The sequence below is a fragment of the Cupriavidus laharis genome, assembly GCF_914271435.1.
Lineage (GTDB): Bacteria > Pseudomonadota > Gammaproteobacteria > Burkholderiales > Burkholderiaceae > Cupriavidus > Cupriavidus laharis.
Window position 1 is genome coordinate 1 of record NZ_CAJZAI010000024.1, and the last position, 15410, is coordinate 15410.

The following is a 15410-nucleotide window of genomic DNA, read 5'->3' on the forward strand; positions in this document are numbered from 1 at the left end:
GCCGCCGATATGCACGGCTTCGTCGCAGAAGGCGACGTGGCGGGCATCGGCGTCGGCGTCCGAGTACACCGCGACGGTGCGGATGCCCAGCCGGCGGCAGGTGGCGGCGACACGGCAGGCGATTTCACCTCGGTTCGCGATCAGGATCTTGTTGAACATGGTTTCTCCTGGGGAGGGGGCGGGCGGTGTCGGCCGCGACCGCTGCCGCATGCCGGCAGCGGGCAGGCGCTGCCTCGGCATGCTGCCGGGGTTCTTTTGATGTGGGTGTCGGGTACGACTGTCAGGTGCGACTTAAGCCGGCTTCCAGGCTGGCGAGCGCTTTTCCAGGAAGGCACGCACACCTTCCCGGCCTTCCTCCGAGGCGCGGATGGCGGCGATGCGGTCCGCCGTGTCGGCGAGCAGATCATTGTCGATCACGCGGCCCGCCACTTCCTGTACCAGTCGCTTGCTTTCGCGCACGGCGTTGGGGCTGTTGCCGACCAGCGCCGTGGCGATTTCCTCTACCTTGGCATCCAGTGCGTCGGCCGATACTACGGCGTGCACGAAGCCCAGGCGCAGTGCTTCGGTGGCGTCGAAGCGCTCGGCAGTGATGAAGTAGCGGCGCGATGCCTGCTCGCCCATGGCGCGGATCACGTACGGGCTGATCGTGGCGGGCAGCAGGCCCAGGCGGGCTTCCGACAGGCAGAAGTGCGCGTGGTCTGCGGCCACCGCGATGTCGCACGCGGCGGCAAGGCCGACGCCGCCGGCATAGGTGTCGCCCTGGATGCGCGCAATGACCGGCCGCGGGCACGACCAGATGGTGTGCAGCATTTGCGCGAGCGCCAGCGCGTCGGCACGGTTCTCGTCGTTCGAGTAGCCGGCCATCTTCTTCATCCAGTTCAGGTCGGCGCCGGCGCAGAACGCGGGGCCATTGCCGGCAAGGACAATGGCGCGCACTTCGTCGTTGCTGCCGAGTACGCGGAAGGCCTCGGTCAGTTCGGCGATGACGGTCTCGTTGAAGGCATTGCGCACGTCCGGACGGTTCAGCGTGACGGTCGCCACATGTCGGGCGATGGTGACGGTAAGCGTGGTGAATTCCATGGCTGTCTGGCTTGAATGAGCGTTGGTCTGCGGCTGGCTTACATGCGGAACACACCGAACTTCATATCGTCGATCGGCGCATTCAGGCTCGCCGACAGGCCCAGCCCCAGCACCGTGCGCGTCTGCGCCGGGTCGATTACGCCGTCGTCCCACAGCCGCGCGCTCGCGTAGTACGGGTGGCCCTGGTGCTCGTACTGGTCGCGGATCGGCTGCTTGAAGGCCTCTTCCTCTTCCGCGCTCCACTTGCCGCCCCTGGCCTCGATGCCGTCGCGGCGCACCGTGGCCAGCACGCTCGCCGCCTGCTCGCCGCCCATTACCGAGATGCGCGCGTTCGGCCACATCCACAGGAAACGCGGCGAATACGCGCGCCCGCACATGCCATAGTTGCCCGCGCCGAACGAGCCGCCGATGATCACCGTGAACTTCGGCACCTGCGCCGTGGCGACCGCCGTCACCATCTTGGCGCCGTTGCGCGCGATGCCTTCGTTCTCGTACTTGCGTCCCACCATGAAGCCGGTGATGTTCTGCAGGAACACCAGCGGGATCTTGCGCTGGCAGCACAGCTCGATGAAGTGCGCGCCCTTGAGCGCCGACTCCGAGAACAGGATGCCGTTGTTGGCGATGATGCCCACCGGGTAGCCCCAGATGCGCGCGAAGCCGCATACCAGCGTGGTGCCGTAGCGCGCCTTGAACTCGTCGAACTCGGAGCCGTCGACGATGCGCGAAATCACCTCGCGCACATCGAACGGTTTGCGCGTATCGGTCGGGATCACGCCATACAGCTCTTCCACCGGGTACAGCGGATCGGCCGGCTCGTGCAGGCGGATCTGGTCGGGCTTGCGCCGGTTCAGGTGCTGCACGATGTTCCGCGCCAGCGACAGCGCGTGATGATCGTTCTGCGCGAAGTAGTCGGCCACGCCCGACAAGCGCGTATGCACGTCGGCACCGCCGAGGTCTTCGGCAGTGACTTCTTCGCCGGTGGCGGCCTTCACCAGCGGCGGGCCACCCAGGAAGATGGTGCCCTGGTTCTTGACGATGATCGACTCGTCGCTCATCGCCGGCACGTAGGCGCCACCGGCCGTGCAAGAGCCCATCACCACCGCGATCTGCGGAATGCCCTGCTTGGACAGGTTGGCCTGGTTGTAGAAGATGCGGCCGAAGTGGTCGCGGTCGGGGAAGACGTCGTCCTGGTTCGGCAGGTTGGCGCCGCCCGAATCGACCAGGTAGATGCACGGCAGGTTGTTCTGCTCGGCGATTTCCTGCGCGCGCACGTGCTTCTTGACCGTCATCGGGTAATAGGTGCCGCCCTTGACGGTCGCGTCGTTACAGACGATCACGCATTCCTGCCCGGCCACGCGGCCGATGCCCGTGATGATGCCGGCGCCCGGCGCGGCGTTGTCGTACATGTCATACGCGGCCAGCTGCGACAGTTCCAGGAACGGCGTGCCCGGGTCCAGCAGCTGCTGCACGCGGTCACGCGGCAGCAGCTTGCCGCGCGACAGGTGCTTGTCGCGGGCGGCATCGCCGCCGCCTTCGGCCAGCTTCGCCACCTTGGCCTTGAGGTCGGCCACCAATGCCTGCATGGCTTCGGCGTTGGCCTTGAACGCTTCGGCGCGCGCGTTGAGTTTGGTTTCTAAGGTCGGCATACGATCTTGGGCAGGTCTTGTTCTGGTCAGGCCGCGGCGGGGCGGGCAGTGGGGCGTCGGGTGCGGATCAGGCCGTTTCGGCAAACAGCTCGCGGCCGATCAGCATGCGGCGGATTTCCGAGGTGCCGGCACCGATCTCGTACAGCTTGGCGTCGCGCCACAGCCGCCCGGCAGGGTATTCGTTGATGTAGCCGTTGCCGCCCAGGATCTGCACTGTCTCGCCCGCCATCCAGGTGGCCTTCTCGGCCGTGTACAGGATCACCGCCGCGCAATCCTTGCGCACCTGCCGGACATGCTCGGCGCCAAGCGAATCGAGGTTCTTGCCGACCGTGTACAGGTAGCTGCGCGCTGCCTGCAGCGTGGTGTACATGTCGGCCACCTTGCCCTGGATCAGCTGGAACTCGCCGATGCTCTGGCCGAACTGCTTGCGGTCGTGGATATACGGCGTGACCACGTCCATGCACGCCTGCATGATGCCGACCGGGCCGCCCGACAGCACGGCGCGTTCGTAGTCCAGGCCGCTCATCAGCACCTTGGCGCCGCCATTCTCGGCGCCGAGGATGTTCTCGACCGGCACTTCCACGTCCTCGAACACCAGTTCGCCGGTGTGCGAGCCGCGCATGCCGAGCTTGTCCAGCTTCTGCGCAACCGAGAAGCCCTTCATGCCTTTCTCGACGATGAACGCCGTCATGCCGCGCGCGCCCAGGTCCGGCTCGGTCTTGGCGTACACCACCAGCACGTCGCAGTCCGGGCCGTTGGTGATCCACATCTTGGTACCGTTAAGCACGTAGCGGTCGCCCTTGAGCTCGGCGCGCAGTTTCATGCTGACGACGTCGGAGCCGGCGTTGGGCTCGCTCATCGCGAGCGCACCGATCCATTCGCCAGATACAAGCTTGGGCAGATACTTGGCCTTCTGCGCGGCGCTGCCGTTGCGGTGGATCTGGTTCACGCACAGGTTCGAGTGCGCGCCATAGGACAGGCCGACCGAAGCGGAGGCGCGGCTGATTTCCTCCATCGCCACCATGTGCGCGAGGTAGCCCATGTTGGCGCCGCCGTATTCTTCCGCCACGGTAATGCCGAGTACGCCAAGGTCGCCCATCTTCTTCCAGGCGTCCATGGGGAACTGGTCGGTGCGGTCAATCTCGCCCGCGCGCGGGGCCAGTTCCGCCTGGGCCCAGTCGCGCACGGCGCTGCGCAGCATCTCGATGTCTTCGCCCAGGTCGAATCTCAGGCCAGGGAGTTGGGTCATGATCGTGTTCTTCCGTAGATGTGTGTGGAGCGCCGTGGATCAGGCGGTCTTGCTTTCGGTGAGGTTGAGTTCCTTCGTCATGCTTTCGCGCATGACGAATTTCTGCACCTTGCCCGTGATGGTCATCGGCATTTCGTCGACGAAGCGGATATAGCGCGGGATCTTGTAGTGGGCGATCTGGTCGCGGCAGAATGCGCGGATCTCGTCTTCCGTGGCGCTCTGGCCCGGCCTGAGCACGATCCACGCGCAGATCTCCTCGCCATACTTCTGGTCGGGCACGCCGAATACCTGCACGGCCTGCACCTTCGGGTGGCGGAACAGGAATTCCTCGATCTCGCGCGGATAGACGTTCTCGCCGCCGCGGATCAGCATGTCCTTGACGCGGCCAACGATATTGCAATAGCCCTCGGCGTCGATGGTGGCCAGGTCGCCGGTGTGCATCCAGCCGTCGCGAATCGCTTCCTGCGTACGCGCTTCGTCGTCCCAATAGCCGAGCATGACGGAGTAGCCGCGCGTGCACAGCTCGCCCGTTTCTCCGACCGGCACGATCTGGCCCGTGGCGTCGACGACCTTGCATTCGAGGTGCGGCTGTACGCGGCCGACCGTGGAGACGCGCTTGGCGAGCGGGTCGTCGGTCGAGCTCTGGAACGATACCGGGCTGGTCTCCGTCATGCCGTAGGCAATCGTGACCTCCGCCATGTGCATGTCGGCGACAACGCGCTTCATGACTTCGATCGGGCACGGGGAGCCGGCCATGATGCCGGTGCGCAGTGTCGAGAAATCGAAGCGGCTGAAATCGGGGTGGTCGAGCTGCGCGATAAACATGGTGGGCACGCCATGCAGGGCAGTGCAGTGTTCCTCGCTGACGGCCGACATGGTGGCGACCGGTTCAAACGCTTCGCCCGGGAATACCATGCAGGCGCCGGTGGAAACGCATGCGAGCACGGCGAGAACCATGCCGAAGCAGTGGTACAGCGGTACCGGAATGCACAGCTTGTCCTGCTCGGTAAAGCGCATGGCCGCGGCGATATAGCGCGCGTTGTTGACGATGTTCCGGTGCGTCAGCGTGGCACCCTTGGGCGCGCCCGTGGTGCCGCTGGTGAACTGGACGTTGACGGGGTCGTTGCGGTCGAGCTGGGCCGTGATCGCGTCGAGCTCGGAAGCCGGCACGCCGGCGCCGCGCGCAAGCAGTTCCTTCCAGGTCAGCATGCCCGGCGTAGGCTTGTCTTCCATGCGGATGACCCAGCGCAGGGCAGGCAGGCGCACCGCCTGCAGGGCGCCCGGCTCGCATTGCTGCAACTCGGGGGCCAGGGTCTGCAGCATGTCCAGGTAGCGCGACGTCTTGAACGACTCCGGCGCGATGACCGCCTTGCAGCCGACCTTGTTCAGCGCATATTCCACCTCGGACAGGCGATAGGCCGGGTTGATGTTGACCATGACGATGCCGACCCGTGCCGTGGCGAACTGGGTCAGCAGCCATTCTGCGCGGTTCGGTGACCAGATGCCGACGCGGTCGCCGCGGCGCAGGCCCAGCGCGTGAAGGCCGGCCGCCATGGCGTCGACGGCGGCGGCGAATTCCTGCCAGGTCCAGCGGATGCCCTGCTCGCGGAACACCACCGCCGGACGCTGGCCAAAGCGCGAGACCGTGTCAGCCAGGAGGGCCGGGATCGTCAGTTCGCTGAGCGGGGAGGTGGTGTCGCCCTTTACATAGGACAGCCCGTTGGCAGGCAAGGTCGTTTCGGGCACGGGCCGGGGTGTCCCAGGCTGCATCGTCATGCTCGTCTCCAGAGTGCGGCGTTCAGTGTCGTTCTTCCCATATTTTGAGCTTCACTCAAAAAATCTGCGGAAAGTTCTCGGGCGGTTTGGCGCTGCTTTTTTCTTGCTGTCCGGTAAAGTTATACCCAGGCTCAGAAAAAATCAACAAAAATTGAGTGTTGTTCAACTATCGTATAAAGTGGGTGAGGCGGCGCGCCCAGACGGGCGGCCAAGAGAGGGAGTCGGCACTTATAATGCGCCCGTCGCAGATATCACTTCGCAAGGACACGTCGATGCAGCAGATTGCGGGACAGCGCCGGGTGCCGGCGCGCGCCAAGGCCGAGCAGCGCATGCGCGACATCCTGCGCGTCGGCCGGGAAGTGTTTGCCGAGCTCGGCTACGAGCGAGCGACTACGACGGAGATTGCGCAGCGGTTAGGTATCTCTGAAGGCACCGTCTTCACCTACTTCCACAGCAAGCGGGATCTCTGTGTCCGCGTGATCCAGGACTGGTACGACGAGATCATTGCCGCGATCGAGAACGGCCTGCCGCGCGAGCAGAGCACCAGGGTCCAGTTGGAGTTCTTCGTGCGCACGCACCTGCGCCTGTTCCTGATCCAGGGTACGGGGCTGTGCGCGCTGGTACTCTCGGAAGGCCGTGCCAAGGGGCAGGGCCTGGATGAAGTGTTCGTGCCGCTGCAGAGGCGTTATACGGCACCGCTGATGGACCTGCTGGCGCGCGCGCAAGCGCGCAAGGAGATACGGACCGACTTGTCGTTGCGCCTGTTGCGCTCGGCTATTCTCGGGCCAATGGAGCACATCCTGTGGGATGCGGTGGTCAGCGGCCGTCCAGTAGACATCGACCGGACCGCCAGCGACCTGATCGCGCTGCTATGGCCGGCGCTGCAGCCGCCGGATCTCGAAGCTGTCGCGCTCAAGCAGTTCTACGGCGAGGTCGGCGCCGCGCTGGCGCGTGTCCGGCAGGGTGAGCCGCAGCAGGACTGAGCGCCGAACCCGGGCCTACCGCACGGCCTGGAACATGCCGGGAAATCCGCTTCCGAGATCTTCCCTGAGCGCGTCGGGCTCGCCGGCGAGGAAGAAGGTGGCCAGCGCGGCGGCGAGCACGGCAATCAGGTAGGCGAGTCTGGCATTCATGGCTGCTCCTTCACGGCTGGGCTACCATGCCGGCCCTTGCTGCCGGCATTTGCCCTTCCTACGCACATGCCATGCCACGCACGTGCAGGGCCGCCAGGTGCCGGTTGCAGCGCTGGTTTGCCCGATAGTGGTGGTATAACGCCGACATCCGGCCGAATGGCGTTGGTCCGAGCCCAACTTCTGCCTGCCCGTCCTGTGCCCTGGCCAGCGATACCGGCAGGGATCGCACTTGCCGCCGCGGCGCTATGCCGCACCCGCAGTGCAGCATGGCGCGCTTAGAATCGCTGGGCTCCAGGCCGGACTGCTCCGGCGCCCGGAGCGCGAGCCGCACAGACGACAAGAAGGTAATTCCGTGAAGAAGAATCGCATCGCACTGGCCGTATCCGCCGTGCTGATGGGCCCCGCCTGCGCCAGCGCGCAGATGGCGGCTGCCGAAACCCTGCAGGAGGTGGTGGTATCGGCGAAGTCCGGCCAGGGTGAAACGACCGCCATCGCACCCAACACGCCATCGCCGGACTACGGCATCAGCAATGCCCGGATGGCGGATTTCAACGTGGTGAATCCCGAGGACGCGCTCAAGTACGCGCCCAACCTGGCGGTACGCAAGCGCTTCATCGGCGACATCAATTCCATCATCTCGGTGCGCAGCACGAATTCGCGCCAGTCGGCGCACGGGCTGGTCTATGCGGACGGGCTATTGCTGTCCAACCTGCTGGGTTCGGACTATTCGTTCCCGCCGCGCTGGTCGCTGGTCAATGCCGCGGAGATCGAACGCGTCGATGTCCTGTACGGGCCGTATTCCGCGCTGTACCCGGGCAACTCGCTCGGCGCGACGGTGCTGATTTCCACGCATACGCCGGAGCGGTTCGAGGGCGACGCCGGCATCCAGTTCTTCACGCAGCGCTTCAGCCAGTACGGCACCCACGACAGCTTCAACGGTTTCCACGCCAATGCCTACGTGGGCGACAAGATCGGTGCTTTTTCCTATCTCGTCAGCGTGGACCGGGAGGACAGCAAGAGCCAGCCGCTGAGCTTCTACACCGCGGCGCGTTCGACCACCCGTGCCACTTCGGCCGACAAGCCGGTGACCGGCGCATTCTTCGACCGCGACCAGACCGGCGCCGACCGCGTGGTCATGGGTGTGAACGGCGAGGGCATCACCCACACCGTCCAGGATCAGCTCAAGGTCAAGCTCGGCTATGACATTACCAACACGCTGCAGGCCCAGTTCACCGCGGCCTACTGGCAGCAGGACCGGTCCAGCGCCACTGGCAGCTATCTGCGTGATGCCGCCGGCAATGTCGTTTCAAACGGCAACGTGAACATCGGCGGGTATCGCTACGTGATTCCCGCCAACGCGTTCGCGCCAGGCAATGGCGAGGACGCGCGCTGGCTCTATGGCCTGTCATTGCGCACGCGCAACGAGACCGGCTGGAACTTCTCCGGCGTGGCGTCGCTGTTCAATGTCAGCAAGGACATCAGCCGCACGGCCAGCACGGCGGGCAGCGGCCCGGGCACGGTGACCTTCGGCGACGGCACAGGCTGGCGCACGCTGGACCTGAAGGCCGACTACCGTCCGCAACGGCTGCAGGGCGGGCATTGGGTCACGTTCGGCTATCACTACGACAACTACAAGCTGAGCAACACGACCTACAACACCTCGGACTGGGAGGCTGCGGCCGTTACGGGCTTCAACAGCGCCTTTGCCGGCAAGACCGAGACTCAGGCACTCTATGCGCAGGACGCCTGGTATTTTGCGCAGGACTGGAAGCTGATACCGGGCCTGCGCTTCGAACACTGGCGCGCCTACGACGGCAGCCGCAGCGTGCCGGGCGTGGCGCTCGGCTACGCCACGCGCAGTGAATCCAACTGGTCGCCCAAGCTGGCGCTGGAAAAGGCGATTGGCCAGGACTGGCTGGGCCGGCTTTCGCTGGGGCAGGCGTATCGCTACCCGACCGTCAGCGAGCTCTTCCAGGGCCGGATCACCGGCACCTCGCTGGTCAACAATGATCCCAACCTGAAGCCGGAGCGCTCCTTCTCCAAGGACCTGACCTTCGAGCGCACGCTGGAGGCGTCGCGTTTCCGCGTCTCGCTGTACGAGGACGACATCCGCGATGCGCTGGTCAACCAGACCGACACCACGGTGTTCCCTGCCGTCACCAGCTTCCAGAACGTCGACCGCGTGCGCACGCGCGGCATCGAGCTGGCCTACGAGGCGCAGGACTTGTTCATCAATGGCTTCGACCTGTCCGCGAGCGGTGCCTACAACCATTCGAAGACGCTGGAAAACGCAAAGAATCCGGCCTCCGTCGGCAAGTACTTCTACCGCATTCCGCAGTGGCGGGCCAACCTGGTTGGCACCTACCGCATCACGCCCGCGTGGTCGGGCACGCTGGCCATGACCTATTCGGGGCGGCAGTACAATACGCTCGACAATTCGGATGTCAATCCGGACACGTTTGGCGGCACCAGCAGCTTCCTGACTTTCGACGTCAAGCTGAACTACCGGCCCGCCAGGAATGTGCGGCTGGCGCTGGGCATCGACAACCTGACCGACCAGCGCTATTACGTCTACCACCCTTATCCCGGCAGGACGTTCTACGCCGAGGCCAAGGTCTCCTACTAAGCTCGGAATACTTTGATGAAAGGCATCCGCCTCTTCCTCGCCGGCCTGCTGGCCCTTTCCATGACCTTGGCCATGACCTCGGCCATGGGCCAGGCCCACATGCACCAGGGTGCGATGAGCGAACTCGGCACCGGCGCCGCGTTCGACCGCGACGGGCGCCTGTGGGTGGCCTACAAGGATGGCCCCTACGTGGCGCTGCAGTCTTCGGCGGACTTCGGCCGCAGCTTCGGTCCGGTGCAGCGTGTCAACAGTGCCCCTGAGCAGGTGGCGGCCGACCATGAGAGCCGGCCCAAGGTGGCCACCGGGCCCAACGGCGAGATATTCGTCACGTGGACCCAGCCGCTGGCCAAGCCCTATACGGGCTTCATCCGCTTTGCCCGCTCTGCCGACGGCGGCAAGTCGTTTTCCGCGCCGTTGACGGTGCACGCCAACCGCGACCAGATCACGCACCGCTTCGACGCCATCGCGGTCGATGGGGCCGGCCGCGTGTTTGTGAGCTGGATCGACAAGCGTGATGTCATCGCCGCGCAGGCGCGCAAGCAGCCATATGCCGGTGCCGCGATCTACTACGCGGTGTCCCGGGACAATGGCGCCACCTTTCAGGGCGACTACAAGGTGGCGGACCAGTCTTGCGAGTGCTGCCGCATTGCCATGTCGGCCACCCCGGACGGCAAGGTGCTGGCGCTGTGGCGCCATGTGTTCCCGCCCAACGCGCGCGACCATGCGGTAGCCGTGCTTGGCGCCGACGGCACTGCCACACGCTACCAGCGCGCCACCTTCGACGACTGGCGCATTGACGCCTGCCCGCATCATGGTCCCGGCGCCTCGGTGGCACCGGATGGCACGCTGCACATGGTGTGGTTCGGGGTGCGCGACGGCAAGCCGACCGTCTCGGTGGGACGCTGGAAAGACGGCAGGCTGCTGGCCCAGCGTCCGCTCGATGATCCGCGCGCCCAGCATGCCGATATCGTGGCGCTTGATGCGAAGCGTGTCGTGGTGGCGTGGAAATCGTTCGACGGACAGCAGACCCGCCTGCGGGCCATGGTATCGGAGGACGGCGGCGTCAGTTGGCAGACGCGCGAGCTGGCAGGCACCGCGCAGGACTCCGACCAGCCGCACCTGCTGCAATACGCCGGGCATGCCTATGTGCTGTGGCGCACGGAAGCGGAGGGCATCCAGCTCTTTGCCATCACGAAGGAGGGCGCATGAAGCATTCCCGCCGCCGGCTGCTGGCTGCCATGGCCTGCATGCTGCTCGCCGCGGGCCCGGTCAACGCCGGCTCCGCGAAGGCCGCTGAGGCCGCGCCGGTGAACTGGTTCGATTCGGCCAGCGTGCCGCGACTGGTCGCCAGCCAGCAGGGCAAGCCCTTCGTCCTGGTGGTCTGGTCGCTTGACTGCGTCTATTGCCGGCGCAATTTCGAAGCCATCGGCAAGCTGCAGGCGCGCAACCCGGCGCTGCGCGTGGTCACGCTGTCGATGGACGTTCCCGCCGCGCAACAGCAGGTGCAGCAGCACCTCCAGCGCACCCGCCTGTCGCGCAACGCCTGGATGTTCGGCAGCGAGATGCCGGAGCGCCTGCGCTACGCGCTCGATCCGGACTGGATGGGGGAAACGCCGCGTACGTATTTCTATCGGGCCGATGGCGAGCGGCGCGGCGTATCCGGCGTGATCAGCCCGGCCGACTGGGCTGCTCACTTACGCTGGGCCGGCATTGCCGGCTGATGGCAGGCAGGCGGTTCCAGATTGCCCGGAAACTGCCTCTTACATGCTGATGCCGTTCAGTTAACCACCGTCGTTCCCGCCTGCGCGGGAATGACGGTTAGGTCTTGATGCTTTAACTGAACGGCATTCCTCTTACATGCGACCCTTCCACGGCACCAGCCAGGTCTCAGACTTGCGCATCAGCAGGTCGAACAGGAAGGCAATCAGCCCGATCAGCAGGATGCCCATGATGACCACGTCGGTGCGCAGGAAGTTGGACGCATTGAGCACCATCTGGCCCAGGCCGGCGGTAGCCGCCACCATCTCGGCAGCCACCAGCGTGGTCCAGCCGAAGCCGATGGCGATGCGCATGCCGGTCAGGATATCGGGCAGCGCGGCGGGCAGCACCACGTGCCGGATCACCTGCCACGGTGTGGCACCCATCGAGTAGGCGGCGTTGATCTGCTCGATCGTGACCGAGCGCACCCCGGCGCGTGCCGACATGGCCAGCGGCGCGAAGCAGGCCAGGTAGATCAGCAGGATCTTCGAGGTCTCGTCGATGCCGAACCAGATCACGATCAGCGGCAGGTAGGCCAGCGGCGGCAGCGGGCGGTAGAACTCGATGGGCGGGTCGAATACGCCGCGCGCAATGCGCGACACGCCCATCAGCACACCGATCGGCACGGCGGTGAGCACGGCCAGCGCGAAGGCGCCGAACACCCGCACCAGGCTGGCGTGGAAGTGTTCCAGCAACGGCAGGCCACCTTGCACGTTGCCGTTCCAGGCATCGATAAAGGCCTTGATGATGGCCTCGGGCGTGGGCAGGAACAGCGGCGGCACCCACTGGAGGTGGCTGGCGGTCCACCACAGGGCCAGGAGTGTTACCACGGTGACGGTGGCGATGCGCGAACTGGAGCCTTCGCCGGGCATGCGGTAGCCCGAGACGGTGCGCATGGGGCGGCGCGGGGCTGCCGGCTGGCCAGTCGGATTCGGGTTCCGGGCCGGGGCTGCGGTGGCCGCCATGGCGGCGGCGTCGACCTGTTGGGCGGGTACGGTCATGGCTTTGTCCTCAGGGCGTGGCATGGATCAGGTCGACGATTTCTTCGCGGTAGCGGATGAACTCGGGGTCGGACTTGACAGCGCGGGCATCGCCGCATTCGATGTAGCGTCGCGCGAACGGCAAGTCATAGCTGTGCGCGATGCGGCCGGGCGAGGGCGTCATCACGATCAGCCGCGTGGCCAGGAACAGCGCCTCTTCCACGCTGTGCGTGATGAAGAAGACGATCTTCTGCTCGCGCGCCCACAGCCGCAGGATCAGCGCCTGGATCGATTCGCGCGTCAGCGCGTCGAGCGCGCCGAGCGGTTCGTCCATCAGCATCACTTCCGGGTCGTTGGCCAGCGCGCGCGCAATGCCCACGCGCTGCTGCATGCCGCCGGAGAGTTGGTAGACAGGTTTGCTGGCAACTTTCTCCAGCCCTACCTGTGCGAGCTTTTCGTGGGCGATGCGCAGGCGCTCGGCACGGCTTACGCCGCGCAGGCGAAGCCCAAGCGCGACGTTGTCGACCACGTTGAGCCAGGGCATCAGCGCGTGCTTCTGGAACACCACGCCGCGTTCGGCGCCGGGGCCCAGCACGGGCTTGCCGTCGAGGCGGATCTCGCCTTCCGACGGCTGCATGAAGCCGGCGATGCAGGACAGCAGCGTGGTCTTGCCGCAGCCTGATGCGCCGAGGGCGACGACGAAGTCGCCGCGTTCCATGGTCAGGTTCACTTGGGACAGGGCCAGCGTCTGCGCGCCGCCGCGGCCGCCGTAGTTGACGCTGACCTTGTCGATTTCCAGCCGGGACATGACAGTCCTCCTGAAGGTTTGGGGTGTGGCTTGCCGCATCGCCGGCTGCACGGGCGGGCGAGGGCAGGTACGGCAGCGGGGCCGGGCTGGCACCGCCGCGTGGCGCTTTAAGAGGCTGTGTGGTTACTGCGCGGCGCGCCGGACCCACTCGGCGTTGACGCCGCCGCTATAGTCGGGCAGCACGGCCTGGATCGTGCCCTGTTCCTTCAGGAAGAGCGCCGCCGAGCGCAATGCGCTGGCAGCACCACCGCCGAGCCAGCGCGGCGAGGCTTGCTCCTGCAGCGTGGGGAAGCTGTACAGCGCCATGCTGGCCGGCACTTCCTCGGCCTTGGCGCCGGTCAGCCTGGCGACCGCCTTGATGTTCGGCGAGTCGGGGGTCCAGGCAGCCTTGTTGTTGCGGTAGTTGTCGTCCGCGGCGGCCAGCACGCGCACGAACTTGACCATGAAGTCAGGGTTCTCGCGCGCGAACTTCTTGTTGGCGATCATGCCGTCGAAGGTCGCCTTGCCCGTTTGCGCGGCAATCTGCCCCGAAGTGGTCAGCACCTTGCCGGAGCGCTTGACCTTGGCCAGCACCGGATCCCAGATGAAGGTCGCGTCGATGTCGCCGCGCTCCCATGCGGCGGCGACTTCCGGCGGACGCATGTTCATGATCTTGACGTCCTTCGGATTGATCTTGGCCTGCTCCAGCGCGACCAGCGTGTGGTAGTGCGTCGTCGAGACGAACGGCACGCCCACGCGCTTGCCCTTGAGGTCGGCAATGCTGGTGACTTGCGAGCCATTGCGGGCCACGAACGCTTCGGCGGCGTTGATGTCGTCCAGGATCCAGAACAGTTCGACGTCCAGCCCCTGCGACAGGGCCGAGGCGATCGGCGACGAGCCCGCCTCGCCGATGGCGATCTGGCCGGAGGCCATCGCGCGGATCACGTCGCCGCCGCCGGTGAACTGGCGGAACGAGACCTTGTAGCCGGTCTGTTTCTCCACCTCTTTCATGTCCTGCGCATAGCGCCACGGCACCACCATGTCCTGATAGGCGATGACGACTTCCTTGGTCTGCGCGTGAGCGGCCGGGGCCAGTACGGCCGCCAGTGTGACGCCTGCTGCCAGTTGCTTGAACCAATGCATGATGAGACTCCTCGAAGATTGAGACTGCTTGCATGCCGACCGCAGAGGCGGCACGGTGGGTCGGCACCGGCGCGGTGCCCGCGTGTGGTGCCTAAACGAGGAGGAGAAGAAGTTGAGCAAGAGGCATGCCAGTCTCCTTTGGCTGGGGTGTCTATGCACCCTCTGTTTGATGGGCTTCCTGCATCGGTCGGGAAGCCCCGGCACATGACGCTTGGTGCGGCATGTGAGCGCCATGGTAGGGAAGGCCGCTATGCACGGTTAGTGCCAGTCACGCGCTTTCAATGGGTCCAGCCGTGCAGGCCTGACGCCAGGGCGAAGCGAGGTGATGGAGCGGGGATTGCCGTCGCGAACCGAGGGTGATGCACTGGCGCCGACAGGGAGCCAGCGCGTGCCGGCGGGGGAGCAACGGGAACTATCAACTATGGAACATGCTGTTCCAGGTCATCCTTCTGGCGCGGCTGGTCATACTGAAGGCCCTTGATATGAGCCCAGTGAACTAAACGCCAGCTGGAGGCATGGCGGGAAGCGAAAGCAACCCGCCATGATGCTTCCCGCATTGCGCGGGCTGCTTCGTTATTCCGGCTTGGCGGATTCGTTCGCAGCCGGTTGTTCGTCTTTCGCGGATTCAATCTTGGCCGCTTCGACCGCAGGTTCCGCTGCAGGTTGCTGCTTCGCCTTCTGCGCGCGGCTCGCGCGATGCTGCTGGGAGCGTTGCTGCTGCGCGCGCTTTGCATCCGCCAGCGTGACCTGCCCGGCCGGCTGGCCCGCCAGGTCGACGCGCTCGACGCCTTCCACCATGCACGTCCAGTAGCGCGTACCACGGCACCAGGTCCGCACGGCTTCGCGCAGCATGGCTTCGTCCAGTGCCAGGGTGCCGGCATGCTGGAGCAGATCCTCGAAGATGCCGACCTTCAGCGGCACCTTCGGCGCGGGGTTCTTGGGGAAAGCCAGCGGGAAGCGCTTCTGCAGCTTGCCGATTGCCTGGATCACCGGATCGACAGGCTTGGCCGGAGCGGCCGCGGCGGCAGGACGCGCGCGCGCGGGCTTGGCCGGCCGTGCGTCCTTTGCCTGCTTTGCCGGGCGGGCTTCCTTTGCCTCTTTTGCCTGCTTTGCCAGTTGTGCTTTCAGTGCTGCGAGTTGTTCGAAACCCATCGTGTCCTGCCAATTGAGAAATTTGGAGAGATTTTAGCAGTCCCGGTCCAGCCGCCGGCCACGCCGCTTTCGTCATCGCG

At 65.6% G+C, this 15410-nt stretch carries 14 protein-coding genes; 4 read left to right on the plus strand and 10 right to left on the minus strand.

Features of this window, described 5'->3' with window-relative positions:
- From LDO29_RS26165 to LDO29_RS26185, 5 genes are all read right to left on the minus strand, one after another.
- Positions 1–159, minus strand: a 159-nt coding sequence (locus LDO29_RS26165) for a biotin carboxylase N-terminal domain-containing protein (protein ID WP_224082687.1), incomplete at its 3' end; no start/stop codon positions are given.
- 132 nt (positions 160–291) lie between these two features.
- The gene (locus LDO29_RS26170) at positions 292–1080 is read right to left on the minus strand and encodes an enoyl-CoA hydratase/isomerase family protein (RefSeq protein ID WP_224082651.1); all 789 of its coding nucleotides are present in this window, start codon (positions 1078–1080) and stop codon (positions 292–294) included.
- 38 nt (positions 1081–1118) lie between these two features.
- Positions 1119–2726, minus strand: coding sequence for a carboxyl transferase domain-containing protein (locus LDO29_RS26175; protein ID WP_224082652.1), 1608 nt, complete (start codon positions 2724–2726; stop codon positions 1119–1121).
- Positions 2727–2793: 67 nt separating this feature from the next.
- Positions 2794–3975, minus strand: a complete 1182-nt coding sequence (locus LDO29_RS26180; protein WP_224082653.1) for an isovaleryl-CoA dehydrogenase — start codon at positions 3973–3975, stop codon at positions 2794–2796.
- Between the two features lie 39 nt (positions 3976–4014).
- Positions 4015–5751 (minus strand): AMP-binding protein, encoded by a 1737-nt coding sequence (locus tag LDO29_RS26185; RefSeq protein WP_224082654.1) that lies wholly within the window; start codon positions 5749–5751, stop codon positions 4015–4017.
- Between the two features lie 272 nt (positions 5752–6023).
- Here LDO29_RS26185 and LDO29_RS26190 point away from each other — a divergent pair, with 272 nt between their 5' ends.
- Entirely contained in the window at positions 6024–6734 is a 711-nt protein-coding gene (locus tag LDO29_RS26190) for a TetR/AcrR family transcriptional regulator (RefSeq protein ID WP_224082655.1), read from the plus strand.
- A 15-nt stretch (positions 6735–6749) separates the two neighbouring features.
- Here LDO29_RS26190 and LDO29_RS28255 read toward each other — a convergent pair whose 3' ends face one another.
- On the minus strand, positions 6750–6884 hold the full coding sequence (locus LDO29_RS28255) for a hypothetical protein (RefSeq protein ID WP_290369623.1): 135 nt from the start codon (positions 6882–6884) through the stop codon (positions 6750–6752).
- A 352-nt stretch (positions 6885–7236) separates the two neighbouring features.
- Here LDO29_RS28255 and LDO29_RS26195 point away from each other — a divergent pair, with 352 nt between their 5' ends.
- From LDO29_RS26195 to LDO29_RS26205, 3 genes are read left to right on the plus strand one after another with little or no spacing between them, the layout of a single operon-like run.
- A complete protein-coding gene (locus tag LDO29_RS26195) occupies positions 7237–9510 on the plus strand; it encodes a TonB-dependent receptor (protein ID WP_224082656.1) in 2274 nt (757 codons plus the stop codon).
- 15 nt (positions 9511–9525) lie between these two features.
- Positions 9526–10719 (plus strand): sialidase family protein, encoded by a 1194-nt coding sequence (locus LDO29_RS26200; RefSeq protein ID WP_224082657.1) that lies wholly within the window; start codon positions 9526–9528, stop codon positions 10717–10719.
- Positions 10716–11231: a TlpA family protein disulfide reductase gene (locus LDO29_RS26205; protein ID WP_224082658.1), complete on the plus strand. Its 516-nt coding sequence runs from the start codon at positions 10716–10718 to the stop codon at positions 11229–11231. The genes LDO29_RS26200 and LDO29_RS26205 overlap by 4 nt, the downstream gene beginning before the upstream one ends.
- Before the next feature lie 132 nt (positions 11232–11363).
- Here the strand turns inward: LDO29_RS26205 and LDO29_RS26210 are convergent, their stop codons facing one another.
- The 4 genes from LDO29_RS26210 to LDO29_RS26225 all read right to left on the minus strand — a co-directional run bounded on the left by LDO29_RS26210 (position 11364) and on the right by LDO29_RS26225 (position 15330).
- Positions 11364–12233 carry an ABC transporter permease subunit gene (locus tag LDO29_RS26210; RefSeq protein ID WP_396022719.1) on the minus strand — a complete coding sequence of 290 codons (870 nt, stop codon included), beginning with the start codon at positions 12231–12233 and terminating at the stop codon, positions 11364–11366.
- 46 nt (positions 12234–12279) lie between these two features.
- A complete protein-coding gene (locus LDO29_RS26215; RefSeq protein WP_211957262.1) occupies positions 12280–13056 on the minus strand; it encodes a taurine ABC transporter ATP-binding protein in 777 nt (258 codons plus the stop codon).
- A gap of 123 nt (positions 13057–13179) precedes the next feature.
- Positions 13180–14178 carry a taurine ABC transporter substrate-binding protein gene (gene tauA, locus LDO29_RS26220; RefSeq protein WP_224082659.1) on the minus strand — a complete coding sequence of 333 codons (999 nt, stop codon included), beginning with the start codon at positions 14176–14178 and terminating at the stop codon, positions 13180–13182.
- 573 nt (positions 14179–14751) lie between these two features.
- Positions 14752–15330 carry a ProQ/FinO family protein gene (locus LDO29_RS26225; RefSeq protein ID WP_224082660.1) on the minus strand — a complete coding sequence of 193 codons (579 nt, stop codon included), beginning with the start codon at positions 15328–15330 and terminating at the stop codon, positions 14752–14754.
- Positions 15331–15410: the final 80 nt, after the last annotated feature.

What these genes read in the sequence shown, in the direction of transcription:
- LDO29_RS26170 (WP_224082651.1), bottom strand. Translation starts at nt 1,080, where the DNA reads ATGGAATTCACCACGCTTACCGTCACCATCGCCCGACATGTGGCGACC.
- LDO29_RS26175 (WP_224082652.1), bottom strand. Translation starts at nt 2,726, where the DNA reads ATGCCGACCTTAGAAACCAAACTCAACGCGCGCGCCGAAGCGTTCAAG.
- LDO29_RS26180 (WP_224082653.1), bottom strand. Translation starts at nt 3,975, where the DNA reads ATGACCCAACTCCCTGGCCTGAGATTCGACCTGGGCGAAGACATCGAG.
- LDO29_RS26185 (WP_224082654.1), bottom strand. Translation starts at nt 5,751, where the DNA reads ATGACGATGCAGCCTGGGACACCCCGGCCCGTGCCCGAAACGACCTTG.
- LDO29_RS26190 (WP_224082655.1), top strand. Translation starts at nt 6,024, where the DNA reads ATGCAGCAGATTGCGGGACAGCGCCGGGTGCCGGCGCGCGCCAAGGCC.
- LDO29_RS28255 (WP_290369623.1), bottom strand. Translation starts at nt 6,884, where the DNA reads ATGAATGCCAGACTCGCCTACCTGATTGCCGTGCTCGCCGCCGCGCTG.
- LDO29_RS26200 (WP_224082657.1), top strand. Translation starts at nt 9,526, where the DNA reads ATGAAAGGCATCCGCCTCTTCCTCGCCGGCCTGCTGGCCCTTTCCATG.
- LDO29_RS26205 (WP_224082658.1), top strand. Translation starts at nt 10,716, where the DNA reads ATGAAGCATTCCCGCCGCCGGCTGCTGGCTGCCATGGCCTGCATGCTG.
- LDO29_RS26210 (WP_396022719.1), bottom strand. Translation starts at nt 12,233, where the DNA reads ATGGCGGCCACCGCAGCCCCGGCCCGGAACCCGAATCCGACTGGCCAG.
- LDO29_RS26215 (WP_211957262.1), bottom strand. Translation starts at nt 13,056, where the DNA reads ATGTCCCGGCTGGAAATCGACAAGGTCAGCGTCAACTACGGCGGCCGC.
- tauA (WP_224082659.1), bottom strand. Translation starts at nt 14,178, where the DNA reads ATGCATTGGTTCAAGCAACTGGCAGCAGGCGTCACACTGGCGGCCGTA.
- LDO29_RS26225 (WP_224082660.1), bottom strand. Translation starts at nt 15,330, where the DNA reads ATGGGTTTCGAACAACTCGCAGCACTGAAAGCACAACTGGCAAAGCAG.